Below are 14,352 nucleotides of genomic sequence, written 5' to 3' on the forward strand. Positions count from 1 at the left end.
GCTGGTACCGCTCCCAACGTCTGCGTCCGTTTCATCCCTCGGGGTCGGGCAACGCCCGATGGACAACTTATTCGCAGCGCATTCGCCGAGAGCCGCATGGACAACTTGCCGCACGCTACCGATCCGGACGGGCTCGATCCCGTCGTCGGCCCTTCCAAACCGCGTCTGCTCGGCGTGCTCGGCCCGGGGCTGATCGCGGGCGCCTCGGACGACGATCCAAGCGGCATCGCCACCTATAGCCAGGCGGGGGCCGCATTCGGCTACGGCCTGGCGTGGACCCTGCTCTTCAGCTATCCGCTCATGGTTGCGATCCAGATGATCAGCGCCAGAATCGGCCGCACCACCGGTCACGGCATCGCCGGCGTGTTGCGTTTGCATTATCCGAACTGGCTGCTGCAATGGGTGGTCGTGCTGCTGCTGATCGCCAATATCATCAATCTGGGCGCGGACCTCGGCGCGATGGCCGACGCAACGGCGCTATTGCTGCCGGGCCCGAAGTGGCTGTATGTGCTGTTCTTTTCCGCGGTGTGCATTTGCATGCAGCTATTGCTGCAGTACACGCGCTACGTCGCCGTGCTGAAATGGTTCACGCTGTCGCTGTTTGCGTATTTCGCGGTGCTGGCCGTGGCGCACGTGAACTGGAGCCAGCTCGCCAGCCACCTCTTCGTTCCGCGCATCAGCTGGACGTCCAGCTATTTGACCGCGGTGGTCGCGGTATTCGGCACGACGATCAGCCCGTATCTGTTCTTCTGGCAATCCGAAGAAGAAGTCGAGGATATGCGCGCGCATCCGCGCCAGCAGGATCTGATCGCAGCGCCCGAGCAAGGGCCCGCCGCCTTGCATCGCATCGAGATCGATACGGTGACCGGCATGGGGCTCTCCAATCTGGCCGCATTGGCGATTCTGGCGACGACCGCCGCCACGCTCAATGCGCACGGCACGCTGGACATTCAAACCTCGTCGCAAGCCGCGCAGGCATTGCGGCCGATCGCCGGCTCGTTCGCCGCGCTCTTTTTCACGACCGGCATCGTCGGCACCGGGCTGCTGTCCGTGCCGGTGCTGGCGGGGTCCGCCGCGTATGCGATCGGCGAAGCGCGCGACTGGCCGGTCGGCTTCACGCGCAAGGTTCAGGAAGCCAAAGCTTTTTATGCAACGATCGCGCTCGCCACGCTGATCGGCATGATCGTCAACTTCGTGTCCATCAATGCGATCAAGGCGCTGTACTGGAGCGCGGTCATCAATGGCGTCGTCGCGGTTCCCGTCATGGCCGTCATGATGCTGATCGTTTCGAGGGCCGACATCATGGGGCGGTCCGCCGCGCGAGGATGGTTGCGCGGGCTCGGCTGGGTCGCCACAGGCGTAATGCTGGCGATTGCGCTGGCCATGCTGGCCACGTCGTTCTAGGTCGTTCGACGCGCGCGTTGCGCCTGCATCGCAGCGGGTGGATCTTCTTCCACCGTCGGCACGTCGCAGCTGATCGACGTGCCTGCCGTGCCGGCAACCAGCCGTTCGATGTCCGCTAACGCACCGATCGCGGCGCGGCGTCCGGTGAGCCGCGCGAATTCACAGGCGGCTTCGACCTTCGGCCCCATCGAGCCGGCGGCAAACCCCATACCTTCAAGCGCCTGCGGACTCGCGCGGCGTATCGTCCTTGCAAGCGGCGTGCCCCAGCCGAGATAGACGCCGCTCACGTCGGTCGCGATCACGAACAGATCGGCGCCGATTTCGCGTGCCAGCAACGCCGCACTGCGGTCCTTGTCGACCACCGCCTCGACGCCGCGATAGCCGCCGCCCTCCGCGGCCACGACGGGAATGCCGCCGCCGCCCGCGCAAATCACAATCGTGTGGTCGGCCAGCAGCGCGCGCACCGGCTGGATCTCCAGAACGCGTAACGGTTTGGGGCTGGGCACGACGCGCCGCCACCCGGCGCCGTCGGGCGCGACCGTCCAGCCGGTCTCGCGCGCGGCTGCCGCCGCATCGCTTTCGGTGAGTACCGAGCCGATCGGTTTGTCCGGGTGCCCGAAAGCCGGATCCGCGGCGCTCACTTCCACCATGGTCAACAGTGTCGCGCAAGCGCGCCCGGCGGGTAGACGGTTGCGCAATTCCAGCTCGATCAGATAGCCGATCATGCCCTCGGTTTCGGCATCCAGCACGTCGAGCGGAAAGCGCGCGGCGCGCGGCGCCTGCTCGCTCTGCACCGCCAGCAGGCCCACCTGCGGCCCGTTGCCGTGCACGATCGCGAGCTCGTGGCCCGCGGCGAGCGCCGCGAGCTGCGCCGCCGCGGTTCGGACGTTGCGCTGTTGCTCGCCCGCACTGACCGCTTCACCGCGTTTAAGCAGTGCGTTCCCGCCGAGAGCGACGACGATGCGCATGAGCCCTCCTTTATGCGGTCAACGTGGCGACCAGGATCGCCTTGATGGTATGCAGCCGGTTTTCGGCCTGGTCGAAAACAATGGACGCTTCGGATTCGAACACTTCGTCCGTGACCTCGACACCGTCGGTCAGCCCGTATTGGTCCGCGATCTGTTTGCCGACGTGGGTCCGTGCATCGTGAAATGCCGGCAGGCAGTGCATGAACCTGACTCTCGGGTTGCCGCTCGCGGCCAGCAGCGCCGCATTGACCTGATACGGCAGCAGTTCGTTGATCCGCTCGCCCCATTTCTCGAACGGCTCGCCCATCGACACCCACACGTCGGTATAGATGAAGTCCGCGCCCTGCACCGCCTCGGCGGGTTTGTCGGTCAGCGTCAGACGCGCGCCGGTGGTCGCCGCGATCGCCCGGCACTGCTCGATCAGTTCGTCGTGCGGCCACAGGCGGCGCGGCGCGCACAAACGCACATCCATGCCGAGTTTCGCGCCGACGATCATCAGCGAATTGCCGGTGTTGTTGTGCGCGTCGCCAATATAGCAATAGCTGATCTCATGCAAAGGCTTGTCGCTGTGTTCGTGCATCGTCAGCACGTCGGCGAGCATCTGGGTCGGATGGAACTCGTCGGTCAGACCGTTGTAGACGGGCACGCCCGCATACCTGGCGAGTTCCTCGACGACCGCCTGGCCATAGCCGCGGTATTCGATCGCGTCGTACATGCGGCCGAGCACGCGGGCCGTATCCTTCATCGATTCCTTATGTCCGATCTGCGAGCCGGTCGGATCGATGTAGGTGACATGAGCGCCCTGATCGTGCGCGGCAACTTCGAACGCGCAGCGCGTGCGCGTCGAGGTTTTCTCGAAGATCAGCGCGATATTCTTGCCGTTCAGACGCGGCGTTTCCGTGCCGGCATATTTCGCCCGTTTCAGATCTCTGGACATATCGAGCAGGTAACGAATCTGGCTCGGCGTGTATTCAATCAGCGTGAGGTAGCTGCGATTATGTACGTTGAACATGAGAATTTCCGTTAGTCGGCAATGGCGCGAACGCCTCAGATGTGGATGGGGTCGCGCTGGATCGGGCAGCTCAGGCAGTGGGCGCCGCCGCGGCCTCTTCCAAGCTCGCCGCCCGGGATTTCGATGACTTCGACGCCCGCCTGGCGCATCTTCCGGTTGGTGTAGGTGTTGCGGTCGTACGCGAGCACGACGCGGCGATCGAGCGCCAGCACGTTGTTGCCGTCATCCCATTGCTCGCGTTCGATTTCATAGCTGTCCCCGCCGGTGGTCAACACCCGCAGCGAACCGACGCCCAGCGCCCTCGCCACGACTTCGAGGAATTTTTCGTCATGACGTTCGTAGCGGATCTGGCCGAGTTCATCCGCGGGATAGAGGCTCGTGCAACGGATGCCGTCCGCGACATCCGGATAGATGCTGACGAAGTCGATGTCGATGAACGAAAACACGGTGTCCAGATGCATCGACGCGCGCGCTTTCGGCAGTTGGCACGCAATCACCCGTTTCGCGCCATGGCCGGCAAACAACGCTCGCGCAACCTGCGTGACCGCTTGCGGGCTCGAGCGCTCGCCCATGCCGATCAGCACGACGCCGCCGCCGATCGGCATCACGTCGCCGCCTTCGAGCGTCTGCACGCCATAACTCTGCTCGGCGCCGCCCCACCATGTCTTGACCTTGCCGGCGAAGCGCGGGTGGAACGCGTACACGGCGGCGAGCAGCAACGTCTCCTTGCGGCGTGCCGGCCAGAACATGGGGTGCAGCGTGACGCCGCCATACACCCACGCGCTAGGATCGCGTTGGAACATCAGATTGACGAGCGGCTGGATCACGAAGTCCGAGCGTTCGAGATAACCGCCGAACAGCCCGCGCGCGTCGAACGGCAACTCGGCCTTCGCCACGCCGCCAATCAGCGCGTCGGCCAATTGCCGCGCGGGCATCTCCTCGAGCCACATCCGCAGTTCGCGCAGCATGCCCGTGCCGACCTCCTCCTCGACAATGCGCCGGTCGAGAATCCAGTCGCGCGCCGCCGTGTTCAGACACGTCTCGGCGAGCAGATGATGGAACTCCAGCACTTCGACGCCCCGTTCGCGCAGCGCCGCGGTGAATGCCTTGTGATCTTCGATGGCACGGTCGACCCAGATCACGTCGTCGAACAGCAAGGTTTCGCAGTTCGCGGGCGTCAAACGCCGCTGCGCGAGGCCGGGACTGCAAACCATGACCGTGCGCAGCTTGCCGGCCTCCGAATGAACGCCTGAATTCATCGTTACCTCTTGAAAATCGATTACTCGATCACGACGTACGTATAAAGCCGTGTGGTGCCGTCGCGTTCCGTCTTACGGTAGATGCCCTGAATCTCATTCTCGAAGCCGGGAAACCGGTTGCCGCCTTCCTCGATCATGCGGAAATAGGCGAGCATCGGCGCGGCACGTTCGTCGTATCGCTCTCCCGGCACGATCACGCCGATGCCGGGCGGATAGACGAGCGCGAGCGTCGCTGCGACCCGGCCGCCGATCTGCTCGATCGGCAGCAGCTCGACGTTGTTGCGCACCAGTTCGTGCATGGCTTCCTGCGGCAGCATCGCGGCCGCGGGAAAGTGCGCGGCGCGAAACTGCTCGCGTTGCAAGCGGCTCACGTCATGTTCGCGATAGAAGCGGTGCATCCGCGCGCACAGATCCCGCAACCCCACGCCCGCGTACCGCTCGCGATGCGCCGCGACAAAAGACGGAATCACGTCGTCGAGCGGCGCATTGTCGTCGTGCAGTTGCTTGAAACGCACCAGCGCGGAGAGCAGCGTGCCCGCCTTCGACGCTTCGAGCCCCGGTGTCAACAAAAACAGAATGCTGTTCAAGTCGTTTTTCTCGGGCACGATCCGCGCTTCGCGCAGAAACGCCGCGAGCACCGCGGCCGGGATGCCGTGCTCCGCGTATTCGCCCGTGCTGCGATCGATGCCGGGCGTGAGCAGCGTCAGCTTGTTGGGGTCGGTCATCGCATAGCCCGCGGCAAGCGCGCCGAAACCATGCCATTTCTGCTCGGGCGCCAGTTCCCAGCATTGCGCGCTGGCGGCAAGGCGCTCCGTGGGCAGGTCTTCCCAGCGCTCGGCACGGCCTTCGAACCGGACCACGTCCGGGACGAACGGATCGAAGAACCATTGCCGCGCCGGATCGGTTTCGTTCGCCTCGTAGTCGCGGCGCAGTGCGCGAATCTTCTTGCGCATCTCGATGCCGAGGCGAATGGTGTCGTCCCACAGCACTTCGCCGGAACGGCCCCGCATCATCTGCGCGCCGACGTCGAGCGACGCGAACAGCGGATAGAACGGCGAAGTCGACGCGTGCTGCATGAACATCTCATTGAAACGCCGGTGGCTCACCTGCCTGCGCTGCCCGTCCAGGTGCGCATCCTTGACGTGGATCTGCGAGGCCTGCGAAAACCCCGCGAGCTGCTTGTGCGTCGATTGCGTCGCGATAATGCCGGGCGCGGACGCATCCAGCCCCTCCAGCCCCATCGCAAAGTGGCCTTTGAACAGCGGGTGGAATTTCATGAAGCCGGCCCACGCTTCGTCGAACAGAATGTATTCGCACAGCGGTCCGATCTTGTCGACGAGCATTTGCGCGTCGTAGATCGTGCCGTCGTACGTGCATTGTTCGATGATCGCCACGCGGAACGGCCGTTCGCGCTGCCAGACCCGCGAATCGCCGATCAGCGGATTGCGCCGGAGGCTGTCGCGAATGCGTGCTTCGTCGAGCGCTTCGAAGTCGATCGGCCCGATCATGCCGTGCGCGTTGCGCGTGGTGGGAAGATAGACCGGAATGCCGCCGCCCAGCAGCAGGGCGCCATGATGCGCCGCTTTGTGATTATTGCGGTCGAACAGCACGAGGTCGCCCGGCGCCACCAGCGCGGTCAAGGCGATCTTGTTCGAGGTCGACGTGCCGTTCAGCACGAAATACGTGCGCTCCGCGCCGAAGATTCGCGCGGCGGCCTTTTGCGCCGCCAGCGCCGGCCCTTCATGCACGAGAAGATCGCCCAGCTCGACAACCGAATTGTCCAGGTCGTTGCGGAATACGGCTTCGCCCAGGTGCTTGACGAATGCGCGGCCGATCGGGCTCTTCTGATAAAACACGCCGCCGTTGTGGCCCGGACACGTCCACATCTGGTTGGCCTGTTCCGCATAGTCCACCATTGCGCCGAAGAACGGCGTCTTGAGCGAATCGGCGTAGCTGCGCAAATGGCTCACCAGGTTGCGCGCGATGAATTCCGGCGTGTCTTCCTCGATGAAGATATAGCCCGTCACCTGCCCGAGCACGGACACGGGAATCTCCTCCAGCAAATGACGCTGCACCAGAATGAAGACCGGCACGTCCAGGCCGCGTTCGCGCACGAATCGCACGAACGCCTCGACCTCGCTCTCCGGTTCGGTCAACGACCATTCGACGACGATGCACCCCACCGACGCGTCGCTGCGAATCGCGGAACTGGCCTCGGCGGGCTCGGCGGTGATCGTGGTGCCGTAGCCGAGCCGGCCCAGCTCATCGACAATGCGCCGCAGCCGCGAAGACGGCAAGGTCGGCGGCAAGGGCATCGCACAGCAAAACAGGAAACCAAACATCTGGTCGTATCGCATGATGATTCCGGGTCGAATTCTGCAAATGGAAGGCGATGACGTTCATGCCGAACGGTTCAACTCAGCTTGACCGTACCGCGCGCGAACAGCACCAGCGCAACAATCGCCACCGCCACCAGAATGACCGCGATAGTGGTTTCGCGACGCGTGAACGGCGGCTCGCCGGCGGCATGCTCGCGCCGTGCCCACCAGAACACCGGAAGGCCGATCGCAAAGAGAATGGTCGACATCAGAATGAACTGCGGCCCGGCTGCGTAGAGTAGCCAGATTGCGTATACCGTTCCGAACACCCCTGTCCAGATCGATTCGCGGGCGGTCTCGCCCGCGCTCGACACGTACTTCGACTGCTTCGCGTAACGCCACAAGAACGCGGTGCTGGCGAGATACGGCGGCAGAATCATCACGCCGGTGATCGAAATCAGCCACGTCCATGCGTCATGGGCGAACAGCACCACGAACACGGCGAGCTGCATGGTCGCGCTCGAAATCCAGAGCGACGGCGCGGCGGCGTGATGACGGTTTTCGCGCGCGAGAAACTTCGGGAATACGCCGTCCTTCGCCCCTTCGTACGGCAACTCGGCCACGAGGATCGTCCACGCCAGCCAGCAGCTCAGCAGCGACAACATCAGCGCGACGGCAATGAACACCGCCCCCCAATCGCCGACCGTCGCTTTCAGCACGTAGGCCGCCGAGGGCGATGCGAGTCCAGCCAACTGTGCCTGATGCATGACGCCGAACGGCAACGCGGACAACAGGAAGTACAGCACCGTGCAGACCAGGAGCCCGAGGAAAGTCGCGACGCCGACCTGCGAAGTCTTGCTCGCGCGATCGGATACGACCACAGCCCCCTCGATGCCGATGAATACCCATAGCGTGACGAGCATCGTGCTTTTTATTTGGCCCAGCATGCTGCCCAGATGCTGTTGCTGTCCCCAGAGGTCGTACGAGAACATGCCACCCTTGATCGCCACGGCCATCGCGCCGAGCGCGACTGCAATGGTGCCGATATTCAGTACGCTCGAAATCACGTTCAGGATCGCCGCACGCTTCACGCCGGACAACACCAGAAAGTTCATCGCCCAGATCAGCACCGACGCGCCGATGATGGACTGCCAGTTGTTGCCGCTCTTGAAGACCGGAAAGAAATAGCCCATGGTCTGCATGAACAGGACCGCGAACGCGACATTGCCGAACGCGGCGGACAGCCAGTAACCCCATGCCATTTCGAAACCGGCCAACGACCCGAAGCCCTCCTTTGCATACGAGTAGATGCCGGCTTTCAGGTCCGGCCGTTTGTCGGCCAGCGTGCGAAACGTGTTCGACAGAAAGAACATGCCGACCAGCGTGATGACCCACGCAATGACGACGGCGGCAAGCCCCGCGCCTTGTGCCATGTTCTGCGGCAAATTGAAGGCGCCGCCGCCGATCATCGAGGCGATCACAACCCCCGTGAGGAGCGGCAGCCCCAGCTTGCGGCTACTGGCTTGCGAGACGTCGGAAGGCTTCGCTCGAGCGGCTGTCAGCGCGCTGTCCGGCTGATTCATTGTTTCTCTCCTTGTGCCGTGCGGGTCGGCCACCGGGCGGCATGGTGAATATTCGGTTCGCGTGGAAGTGATGGCCTGTGAAATGCACCCTCGAGCACCCCAGACCGACGTCGAAGCTGAAGATAGGAGAGTTCGCGGCGATCCCGTTGATCTGTATCAACGGGCATTCGAACCCGGCTACGCGGAGTCGGGCCGGCCGGCGCGCCGGCAAACCCACAGCATTGCCGACGCGACGTTCCTTGCGCGCTTCCGATCGGCACGTCATCACGACAACGCCCGACGCACGCTCCGGCATGCGCGTCAAGCGAGGGGCCGCTCGAAACGTATGCCCGCGCGAGTGACGCAGATCAAGGGGAAACCCGGTAATCGTCGGATATAAGTGAATCCGAAGCGGCGACGCATTGAATGCGGCGCCATCCAGTATTCCGTATTCGACGAGGCACTCCATGCGCGCTGCCGCGCTTCCCGTTCGCTTTCATCCAGCCGTCGTGCGGCACATGCGTGCCATCGCGCTGGCGGCGGGCGTCGCGCTGTTGTCGGGATGCCTGTCGCTTGCGCCACCGGACGAGCGTCCCGCCGCACCGATTCCCGCATCCTTTCCGGATCCGTCGGCCGCCGCGACAACCGCGGCGCCAGTGCCCGAGTGGCAGGCTTACTTCGTCGACGCGCGCCTTCGCGCGCTGATCGGGCAGGCGCTCGCCAACAATCGGGATCTGCGCGCGGCGATTGCGCGCGTCGAGCAGGCGCGTGCGGTTTACGGGATCCGCCGTGCCGATCAATGGCCGACTATCGGTGCGGGCGCGGCCTATGCGCGGTTTCGCGCACCGGGCGGCTTTCTCTCGCCGGCGCCCGTCATTGGCCAGATCTACGAAGTCCAGCTGGCCGAAACGCAGTGGGAGCTCGATTTCTGGGGCCGCGTGCGCAGCATGAAGGAAGCGGCGCTCCAACGCTATCTCGCGAGCGACGCGGCCCGCCAGGCAGTGACGCTGAGCGTCGTCACCGGGGTAGCGGACGCCTATCTGACTCTGTGCGAGTTCGACGAGCGCATCGCGCTGACCCGCGCGACGATCGACACGCGGCGCGAATCGCTGCGGATTTTCCGGCTTCGTCATGCGTCCGGCGCGATCTCGCGACTCGACCTGACGCAATCGGAAATCCTGCTGCAGCAGGCGGAATCCCTCGGCACCCAGTTTCAGCAGGCACGCGCGTCGGCTGCCGATGCACTGGCGTTACTGGTCGGCGCGCCACCGGATCTGCCCGACACGCCGCTTGCGCTCGACGACGACGCCGTGATGCCGTCGCTCGCTCCTGGCCTGCCTTCCTCGCTGCTCGCCCGTCGTCCGGACGTGATTGCCGCGGAGCACGAACTGCAGGCAACGCGCGCGAACATCGGCGCGGCGCGGGCCGCATTCTTTCCCCGCATCGCATTGACGAGCTCGATCGGCTCGGGCAGCAGCGCATTGCGCGATCTGCTGTCGTCGAGCACCGGCGCCTGGTCGCTCATCCCCAACGTGACGCTGCCGCTTGTCGACGGCGGCCGAAATCGCTCGAATCTCGCGCTCGCGCACGCGCAGCGCGACGAGGCGCTGGCGAAGTACGAAAAGACGCTGCAGGGCGCATTCCGCGACGTGTCGGACGCGCTGGCGTCCCGCTACTGGCTGGCTGACCAGGTACGCATCGAGCGCGCCACGCTGGCCTCGCAGGCCGAGCGGGCACGCCTCGCGAAGCTGCGTTACGACAGCGGCGCCACCCGCTTCCTCGAAGTGCTCGATGCGCAACGGGATCTGATGAACGCTGAGCAGCAATGGGTCATGACGCGTCGTGCGCTGTTGTCGAGCCGCGTCGCGTTGTACGGCGCGCTTGGCGGCGGGACGACAGATACCGGCACGACTGCCGCGGCATCCGCCACCCTTTCGACCCATTCGGAACACACACCATGAAAACCATCCCGCGCCCTCTTCTGATCGGTGTCGGCGCAGCCGTGCTCGCGATCGGTTTCGCGTACTACGGATGGACGCGCTGGCGCGACGGCCAGACGGATGCGGGGCTCGTCAGCGGCAACGGGCGCATCGAGGCGACCGAAATCGATGTCGCCACCAAGCTGCCGGGGCGCGTCACCGCGATGCTCGTCGACGAAGGCGACTTCGTGAGCGCCGGCCAGCCGCTCGCGCGCATGGACGTCGTCGTCCTGCAGGCGCAGCTCGACGAAGCGCGGGCGAGAGAGCAACAGGCGGTGAACAACGCGGCGAGCATCGACGCGCAGGTTGCGCAGCGCCGCAGCGACAAGACCGCGGCGGCGGCTGTCGTCGTCCAGCGGGTAAGCGAGCTGGACGCGGCCACGCGGCGGCTCGCGCGGTCCGAGACGCTGTCGCGAGACGGTGCATCGTCGATGCAGGAACTGGACGACGATCGCGCACGTGCCGGCAGCCTGCGCGCAACCGTGAATGCCGCGCGCGCGCAGGTGGAAGCAGCCCAGGCCGCCGTCGACGCGACGCGGGCCCAGCTCGTCGCGGCGCGCTCGGCCGTGACGGCCGCGCAGGCGACCGTGGCGCGCGTGCGGGCCGACATCTCGGATAGCGAATTGACGTCGCCGCGCGACGGGCGCGTCCAGTACCGGATTGCCGAGTCGGGCGAAGTGCTGCCGGCGGGCGGCAAGGTGCTCAATGTCGTCGACCTGTCCGACGTCTACATGACGTTCTTTTTGCCGGAAGCGGTCGTCGGCCGGGTTCCGCTCGGCGCCGACGTGCGGATCGTGCTCGATGCCGCGCCGGAATACGTGATTCCGGCACGCGTGTCGTATGTGTCGAGCACTGCGCAATTCACGCCGAAGACGGTGGAGACGGCCACCGAGCGGCAGAAGCTGATGTTTCGCGTCAAGGCACGCATCGACCGCGATCTGTTGCAGCGCCACTTGAAACTCGTCAAGACCGGCTTGCCGGGCGTCGCGTGGCTGAAGACCGACCCGCATGCCGGCTGGCCGGATCGTCTCGCGATCCGGGTGCCGCAATGAATTCGACGACGGCTGCCGATACGGATGCCGGCTCGATCGACGTTCCGCCGATGCCGGTCGATCCGGACATGGTCGCCCGGCTGTCCGGCGTCACGCTGCGCTACGGCGACAAATACGCGCTCGCCGACGTGACGCTCGATATCCCGGCCGGCCGCATGATCGGGCTGATCGGGCCGGACGGCGTCGGCAAGTCGAGCCTGCTCGCGCTCGTGTCCGGCGCGCGGGCGATCCAGCAGGGCCAGGTGTGGACGCTCGGCTGCGACCTGTCGTTGCGCGGCGATCGCGCGCGCGTCTGCCGGCGCATCGCGTACATGCCGCAAGGCCTTGGCCGGAACCTGTACGCGACACTGTCGGTCGAGGAAAACCTGCAGTTCTTCGCAAGACTGTTCGGCCACGATGCGGCGGAACGGCGCCGCCGGATCGACGCACTCACGCACAGCACCGGTCTTCATCCGTTCCTGACTCGCCCCGCCGGCAAGCTGTCCGGCGGCATGAAGCAGAAGCTCGGCCTGTGCTGCGCGTTGATCCACGATCCCGACCTGCTGATCCTGGACGAGCCCACGACCGGCGTCGATCCGTTGTCGCGCGCGCAGTTCTGGGAACTGATCGGGCGCATTCGCGCCGCGCGCCCGGCAATGAGCGTGCTCGTTGCCACCGCGTACATGGACGAGGCCCGCCGTTTCGACTGGCTGATCGCGATGGACGCCGGCCGGGTGCTGGCAACGGGCCGCACCGGCGACCTGCTCGAGCGCACCGGATGCGACACGCTGGAAGCCGCGTTCATCGCATTGCTGCCGGAAGCTCGGCGGCACGGACACCGGCCGATCCGGATCGCGCCGTTCCAGCCCGATGCGGCCGCCTGCTACGCCATCGAAGCCGACGCGCTGACGATGCGGTTCGGCGATTTCGTCGCGGTCGATCACGTGAGCCTGCAGATCCGCCGCGGGGAAATCTTCGGCTTTCTCGGCTCCAACGGCTGCGGCAAGTCGACGACCATGAAGATGCTCACGGGTCTGCTGCCCGCGTCGGAAGGCACCGCGACGCTGTTCGGCCGGCCGGTCGCCGCGGACGACATCGACACGCGCCGTCGCGTGGGCTACATGTCGCAAGGGTTTTCGCTCTACGGAGAGCTGACCGTCCGGCAGAACCTCGTGCTGCACGCGCGCCTGTTCGGCGTAGCGGAAGCCGACGTACCCGCACGGGTGACCGAAATGGTCGAGCGCTTCGGGCTCGCCGATGCACTCGACTCGCTGCCGGAGCGCCTGCCGCTCGGCATGCGGCAGCGGCTGTCGCTCGGCGTGGCGATGGTGCACAAGCCTGAACTGCTCATTCTCGACGAGCCGACGTCGGGCGTGGATCCCGTTGCACGGGACGAGTTCTGGCGACTGATGATTGAGCTCGCGCGCAACGATCGCGTCACGATTTTCATTTCGACGCATTTCATGAACGAGGCCGCCCGTTGCGATCGCATCTCGCTGATGCACGCGGGCCGTGTGCTCGCGAGCGCCGCGCCCGAGGAACTGGTTCGAGCGCGCGGCGCCGCCACGCTCGAGGAAGCGTTCATCGGGTATCTGACCGACGCGCAACGCGCGGACGGCGCAACGACGGACACGTCCGCCGACGCCGGCTGGTTTGCCGCGCCGCCCGATGCCGGCTCCGGCCGCGGGGCCGAGTGGTTCAGCCCGGCGCGCGCGGGCAGCTATTTGTGGCGCGAAGTGCTGGAACTGCGGCGCGACCCATTGCGCGCGACGCTGGCGCTGTTCGGTTCGCTCGTGCTGATGTGCGTGATCAGCATCGGCATCAGTCTCGACGTGGACAACCTGACATTCTCCGTGCTCGATCAAGATCAGTCGATGTTGAGCCAGGACTACGCGCAGAACCTCGCCGGTTCCCGCTACTTCGTGCCGCGCGCACCGCTCGCGGATGACCGCGACATCGATCACCGCATGCGCAACGGCCAGCTTTCGCTCGCGATCGAAATCCCGCCCGGTTTCGCGCGCGACGTCGCGCGCGGCCGGCACGTGGAGATCGGCGCATGGGTCGACGGCGCGATGCCGATGCGCGCGGAGACGATCCGCGGCTATGTCGCAGGCATGCACGAGAACTGGCTGCGCGATCAGGCGAAGCGCCGGCTCGGCGTGTCGCTCGTCCCGGCGGTCGGTGTTGCGGTTCGTTATCGCTACAACCCTGACGTCAAGAGCCTGCCCGCCATGATTCCCGCGATCATGCCGATGTTGCTGCTGATGCTGCCCGCGATGTTGACGGCGCTCGCCGTCGTGCGGGAACGGGAGCTGGGGTCGATCATCAACTTGTACGTGACACCCGTCACCCGGATCGAATTTCTGCTCGGCAAGCAGGCACCCTATGTCATGCTGGCCATGCTGAACTTCCTGTTGATGGTCGTGCTGGCCGACGTCGTGTTCGGCGTGCGGATCAAGGGGAGCTTCGCGACGCTGGCGGCCGCGGTGCTGATATTCAATGTCGTGGCCACCGGTATCGGGCTGTTCGCATCGACATTTACCCGTAGCCAGATCGCCGCGATCTTCATGACGATCGTCGGCACCCTGATCCCTGTCGTGCAGTTCTCGGGCCTGCTCACGCCACTGTCGTCGCTCGAAGGCAGCGGCAAGTGGATCGGTACGGTCTACCCTGCCACCTACATGCTCGCGATCAGCCGCGGCGTCTACAACAAGGCGCTCGGGCTGTCCGATCTGTCGTCGCAGTTCTGGCCGCTGCTCGCGGCGGTGCCGGTCATCCTGATCATGACCTGCGTCCTGCTCCGCAAACAGGAACGCTGA

At 65.3% G+C, this 14,352-nt stretch carries 9 protein-coding genes; 4 read left to right on the forward strand and 5 right to left on the reverse strand.

What is annotated here, in order from left to right:
- The first annotated feature begins 96 nt into the window (after positions 1-96).
- Entirely contained in the window at positions 97-1,404 is a 1,308-nt protein-coding gene (locus SB786_RS26930) for an NRAMP family divalent metal transporter (RefSeq protein ID WP_410730200.1), read from the forward strand.
- Here the strand turns inward: SB786_RS26930 and SB786_RS26935 are convergent.
- Genes SB786_RS26935 through SB786_RS26955 form a run of 5 tightly spaced genes read right to left on the reverse strand, consistent with a single transcriptional unit; the run spans position 1,401 to position 8,577 of the window.
- Positions 1,401-2,372, reverse strand: coding sequence for a carbamate kinase (locus SB786_RS26935; protein WP_410730139.1), 972 nt, complete (start codon positions 2,370-2,372; stop codon positions 1,401-1,403). The two genes, SB786_RS26930 and SB786_RS26935, sit on opposite strands and share 4 nt — an antisense overlap.
- A gap of 10 nt (positions 2,373-2,382) precedes the next feature.
- Positions 2,383-3,384 carry an ornithine carbamoyltransferase gene (locus SB786_RS26940; RefSeq protein WP_410730140.1) on the reverse strand — a complete coding sequence of 334 codons (1,002 nt, stop codon included), beginning with the start codon at positions 3,382-3,384 and terminating at the stop codon, positions 2,383-2,385.
- Between the two features lie 35 nt (positions 3,385-3,419).
- The gene (locus tag SB786_RS26945; RefSeq protein ID WP_410730141.1) at positions 3,420-4,643 is read right to left on the reverse strand and encodes an arginine deiminase; all 1,224 of its coding nucleotides are present in this window, start codon (positions 4,641-4,643) and stop codon (positions 3,420-3,422) included.
- 20 nt (positions 4,644-4,663) lie between these two features.
- Entirely contained in the window at positions 4,664-7,000 is a 2,337-nt protein-coding gene (gene speC / locus SB786_RS26950) for an ornithine decarboxylase (protein ID WP_410730142.1), read from the reverse strand.
- 56 nt (positions 7,001-7,056) lie between these two features.
- Positions 7,057-8,577: a basic amino acid/polyamine antiporter gene (locus SB786_RS26955; RefSeq protein ID WP_410730143.1), complete on the reverse strand. Its 1,521-nt coding sequence runs from the start codon at positions 8,575-8,577 to the stop codon at positions 7,057-7,059.
- A 413-nt stretch (positions 8,578-8,990) separates the two neighbouring features.
- Between SB786_RS26955 and SB786_RS26960 the strand changes: the two genes are divergently transcribed.
- From SB786_RS26960 to rbbA, 3 genes are read left to right on the forward strand one after another with little or no spacing between them, the layout of a single operon-like run.
- On the forward strand, positions 8,991-10,484 hold the full coding sequence (locus SB786_RS26960; protein ID WP_410730144.1) for an efflux transporter outer membrane subunit: 1,494 nt from the start codon (positions 8,991-8,993) through the stop codon (positions 10,482-10,484).
- Positions 10,481-11,554, forward strand: a complete 1,074-nt coding sequence (locus tag SB786_RS26965; RefSeq protein WP_410730145.1) for an HlyD family secretion protein — start codon at positions 10,481-10,483, stop codon at positions 11,552-11,554. The genes SB786_RS26960 and SB786_RS26965 overlap by 4 nt, the downstream gene beginning before the upstream one ends.
- Positions 11,551-14,352: a ribosome-associated ATPase/putative transporter RbbA gene (gene rbbA / locus SB786_RS26970; protein ID WP_410730146.1), complete on the forward strand. Its 2,802-nt coding sequence runs from the start codon at positions 11,551-11,553 to the stop codon at positions 14,350-14,352. The genes SB786_RS26965 and rbbA overlap by 4 nt, the downstream gene beginning before the upstream one ends.

This window comes from Burkholderia sp. SIMBA_062, from assembly GCF_046534765.1.
Taxonomy (GTDB): Bacteria; Pseudomonadota; Gammaproteobacteria; order Burkholderiales; family Burkholderiaceae; genus Burkholderia; species Burkholderia ambifaria.

Bases quoted from the DNA above. Each gene is read 5' to 3' on its own strand.
- SB786_RS26965 (WP_410730145.1), top strand. From the start codon at position 10,481: ATGAAAACCATCCCGCGCCCTCTTCTGATCGGTGTCGGCGCAGCCGTG.
- SB786_RS26945 (WP_410730141.1), bottom strand. From the start codon at position 4,643: ATGAATTCAGGCGTTCATTCGGAGGCCGGCAAGCTGCGCACGGTCATG.
- SB786_RS26940 (WP_410730140.1), bottom strand. From the start codon at position 3,384: ATGTTCAACGTACATAATCGCAGCTACCTCACGCTGATTGAATACACG.
- SB786_RS26960 (WP_410730144.1), top strand. From the start codon at position 8,991: ATGCGCGCTGCCGCGCTTCCCGTTCGCTTTCATCCAGCCGTCGTGCGG.
- rbbA (WP_410730146.1), top strand. From the start codon at position 11,551: ATGAATTCGACGACGGCTGCCGATACGGATGCCGGCTCGATCGACGTT.
- speC (WP_410730142.1), bottom strand. From the start codon at position 7,000: ATGCGATACGACCAGATGTTTGGTTTCCTGTTTTGCTGTGCGATGCCC.
- SB786_RS26930 (WP_410730200.1), top strand. From the start codon at position 97: ATGGACAACTTGCCGCACGCTACCGATCCGGACGGGCTCGATCCCGTC.
- SB786_RS26935 (WP_410730139.1), bottom strand. From the start codon at position 2,372: ATGCGCATCGTCGTCGCTCTCGGCGGGAACGCACTGCTTAAACGCGGT.